Origin of the sequence: Achromobacter kerstersii (genome assembly GCF_902859595.1) — a bacterium.
In the GTDB taxonomy this organism is placed as follows: Bacteria; Pseudomonadota; Gammaproteobacteria; order Burkholderiales; family Burkholderiaceae_B; genus Achromobacter; species Achromobacter kerstersii.
Window position 1 is genome coordinate 1 of record NZ_CADIJQ010000030.1, and the last position, 3,250, is coordinate 3,250.

Annotated in this window: 1 rRNA gene; it reads right to left on the reverse strand. The window is 51.8% G+C overall.

Features of this window, described 5'->3' with window-relative positions:
* Positions 1-210: 210 nt before the first annotated feature.
* A 23S ribosomal RNA gene (locus tag HV765_RS31595) occupies positions 211-3,095 on the reverse strand.
* Between the last annotated feature and the right edge of the window lie 155 nt (positions 3,096-3,250).

Here is a 3,250-nt window from a genome sequence, read left to right on the forward strand (position 1 = left end):
CGTCAGGCGTAACTGGTTGAGCTGCTGCGTGTTAACGCAACCGCTCCAATCTTGGAAGAAACACAACGTGTGGGTGATCAGAGGCTAGCTCGATGATCACGCACAAGGGGTATGTAATTGGTGTTGGCTGGCTGCCGACGGTGCAGCCAGATTTTGTATTGAACGACACTTGGAACGCTATATCACCAGGTCAATAACCATCAGTGTTATAGGATCAAGCCTCACGAGCAATTAGTATCGGTTAGCTTAACGCATTACTGCGCTTCCACACCCGACCTATCAACGTCCTGGTCTCGAACGACTCTTTAGGGGGATCAAGTCCCCGGGATACCTAATCTTCAGACGAGTTTCCCGCTTAGATGCCTTCAGCGGTTATCTCTTCCGTACTTAGCTACCCGGCAATGCCATTGGCATGACAACCGGTACACCAGAGGTACGTCCACTCCGGTCCTCTCGTACTAGGAGCAGGCTCCGTCAAGTATCCAACGCCCACGGCAGATAGGGACCAAACTGTCTCACGACGTTTTAAACCCAGCTCACGTACCTCTTTAAATGGCGAACAGCCATACCCTTGGGACCGGCTACAGCCCCAGGATGAGATGAGCCGACATCGAGGTGCCAAACACCGCCGTCGATATGAACTCTTGGGCGGTATCAGCCTGTTATCCCCAGAGTACCTTTTATCCGTTGAGCGATGGCCCTTCCATTCAGAACCACCGGATCACTATGTCCTGCTTTCGCACCTGTTCGACTTGTCAGTCTCACAGTCAAGCACGCTTATGCCATTGCACTATCAGCACGATTTCCGACCGTACCTAGCGTACCTTCGAACTCCTCCGTTACACTTTGGGAGGAGACCGCCCCAGTCAAACTGCCCACCATGCACTGTCCCCGATCCGGATAACGGACCAAGGTTAGAACCGCAAACAAACCAGGGTGGTATTTCAAGGATGGCTCCACGTAATCTAGCGACTACGCTTCAAAGCCTCCCACCTATCCTACACAGGCCGGTTCACAGATCAATGCAAAGCTACAGTAAAGGTTCATGGGGTCTTTCCGTCTAGCCGCGGGTAGATTGCATCATCACAAACACTTCAACTTCGCTGAGTCTCAGGAGGAGACAGTGTGGCCATCGTTACGCCATTCGTGCAGGTCGGAACTTACCCGACAAGGAATTTCGCTACCTTAGGACCGTTATAGTTACGGCCGCCGTTTACCGGGGCTTCGATCAAGAGCTTGCACCCCATCACTTAACCTTCCGGCACCGGGCAGGCGTCACACCCTATACGTCGACTTTCGTCTTTGCAGAGTGCTGTGTTTTTAATAAACAGTCGCAGCCACCGATTCTCTGCGACCCCATCATGCTAAGCGCGCAGGCGCTTCACACTACCGGGGTATACCTTCTCCCGAAGTTACGGTATCAATTTGCCGAGTTCCTTCTCCTGAGTTCTCTCAAGCGCCTTGGAATATTCATCCCGTCCACCTGTGTCGGTTTGCGGTACGGTCTCGTACAGCTGAAGCTTAGAGGCTTTTCTTGGAACCACTTCCAATCACTTCGCAAGCAATGCTCGCTCGTGCCATACCCTTGATTTACGCGCCCGGATTTGCCTAAGCGCCATCTTCGATACAGCAACAGGGACATCCAACACCCTGATGATCTTCCGCGATCCGTCCCCCCATCGCACTGTACGACGGTACTGGAATATTAACCAGTTTCCCATCAGCTACGCATCTCTGCCTCGCCTTAGGGGCCGACTCACCCTGCGCCGATGAACGTTGCGCAGGAAACCTTGGACTTACGGCGAGGGGGCTTTTCACCCCCTTTATCGCTACTCATGTCAGCATTCGCACTTCTGATACCTCCAGCAGCCTTTACAAGCCACCTTCGCAGGCTTACAGAACGCTCTCCTACCGCGTGCACTAAAAGTGCACACCCGCAGCTTCGGTTTATCGCTTAGCCCCGTTACATCTTCCGCGCAGGACGACTCGATCAGTGAGCTATTACGCTTTCTTTAAAGGATGGCTGCTTCTAAGCCAACCTCCTGACTGTCTATGCCTTCCCACTTCGTTTCCCACTTAGCGATAATTCGGGACCTTAGCTGGCGGTCTGGGTTGTTTCCCTCTTGAGTCCGGACGTTAGCACCCGGTGCTCTGTCTCCCAAGCTGTACTTGCGGGTATTCGGAGTTTGCCATAGTTTGGTAAGTCGCCATGACCCCCTAGCTATAACAGTGCTCTACCCCCCGCAGTAATACTTGAGGCACTACCTAAATAGTTTTCGGAGAGAACCAGCTATTTCCAGATTTGTTTAGCCTTTCACCCCTATCCACAGCTCATCCCCTAATTTTTCAACATTAGTGGGTTCGGTCCTCCAGCACGTGTTACCGTGCCTTCAACCTGGCCATGGATAGATCATCTGGTTTCGGGTCTACACCCAGCGACTGAATCGCCCTATTCGGACTCGCTTTCGCTACGGCTTCCCTATTCGGTTAACCTTGCCACTGAATGTAAGTCGCTGACCCATTATACAAAAGGTACGCAGTCACCCCACAAGGAGGCTCCTACTGTTTGTATGCATACGGTTTCAGGATCTATTTCACTCCCCTTCCGGGGTTCTTTTCGCCTTTCCCTCACGGTACTGGTTCACTATCGGTCGATCACGAGTATTTAGCCTTGGAGGATGGTCCCCCCATCTTCAAACAGGATTTCACGTGTCCCGCCCTACTTGTCTTACGCTTAGTTCCACACACAAGATTTCGCCTACAGGGCTATCACCTGCTACGGCCGGACTTTCCATTCCGTTCGACTATCTTGCGTGCTAAAACGTAAAGGCTCTTCCGATTTCGCTCGCCACTACTTTCGGAATCTCGGTTGATTTCTTTTCCTCGAGCTACTGAGATGTTTCAGTTCACCCGGTTCGCTTCCACTAGCCTATGTATTCAGCTAGGGATACCGCATTGCTGCGGTGGGTTTCCCCATTCGGACATCTACGGATCAAAGCTTGTTTGCCAGCTCCCCGTAGCTTTTCGCAGGCTACTACGTCCTTCATCGCCTGTGATCGCCAAGGCATCCACCATATGCACTTAGTCGCTTGATCCTATAACGCTGTAGGCTATAGGACCTGAGTATTAGCGTTTGTGCCGTTCATAAGTTTCAAAGCAGTCTGAGGTTATTCACCCCAGTCTTGAGAACTTGGAACAAAATAATGCAATCACAACCCGTACTTATTTTCTTCAGCTTGCGCTGAGTACT